The organism is Salipiger sp. HF18 (assembly GCF_011806505.1).
GTDB lineage: Bacteria > Pseudomonadota > Alphaproteobacteria > Rhodobacterales > Rhodobacteraceae > Salipiger > Salipiger thiooxidans.
The window spans coordinates 1-821 of the sequence record NZ_JAATOS010000903.1; the positions used below are offsets into that span (position 1 = coordinate 1).

General features: G+C 72.5%; 1 protein-coding gene. It reads right to left on the reverse strand.

Features of this window, described 5'->3' with window-relative positions; all coding sequences use genetic code 11:
- Positions 1-278: 278 nt before the first annotated feature.
- Positions 279-821, reverse strand: a 543-nt coding sequence (locus HC022_RS27870) for a LysM peptidoglycan-binding domain-containing protein (protein WP_167454525.1), incomplete at its 5' end; no start/stop codon positions are given.

The following is an 821-nucleotide window of genomic DNA, read 5'->3' on the forward strand; positions in this document are numbered from 1 at the left end:
GCCGTTTGAGGCTGGCACGGATTTGCGACGTTCGGGGCGTGGCGCGAGGGTGCCCTCCGACCTCGCGGCGAATGGCGGCGGTGGCTGGCCCCCGGGGCCCAACCCCTCGTGCGCGATCACAGCCGATAACCGCGCACGAGGACACCGGGGTGATGCCGGATCGCTGCGCCGGTGGCGCGGGAGGAAGGGGCGCTGCCCCTCTTGGCGCTGCGCGCCAATTCACCCCGGAGTTTATCTGGCAAGATGAAGGGCGGACCGTGGTTCCGGGGCGGCCGGGGTCAGTCCGGCATGTCGAAGACCTGCCCCGGGTAGATCAGGTCGGGATTGCGGATCTGGCCGCGGTTGGCCTCGAAGAGCTTTACATAGGCCGTGCCCTCGCCGTAGCGGTCGCGGGCCAGTGCCCAGAGCGTGTGGCCGGGCTGGACGGTGACCACGCGGAGCGGCGCGCCCGCGTCCACCGCCTCGCCGGCGGCGGCGAGCTTGGCCGGGTCCTCGCGCAGGAACGGGCTTTCGGCGCGGGAAGCGACCGTGCCCTGCGCGTCGATCTCGTCGACCCGCAGCGTGTAGGTGCCGGTCTCGATCGCCGGAAGCTCGGCCTGCCAGCGCCCGGTCCCGGGCACGTCGGCACGGGCGACGGGGCGGTTGTCGAGGTAGATGCGCAGTTCCGAAGACGCGGTGCCGCGGCCCGAAAGGGTGACCTCGCCGCTGTCGCCGTAGGTGATGGCGTCGATCGCGACCTGGTCCGGCATCGCGGGCGCCGCGGGCTGCATGACCTCGACGCCCTCGGCGGTCGAGAGCAGCACCGCGGGGGCCTGAGTGTT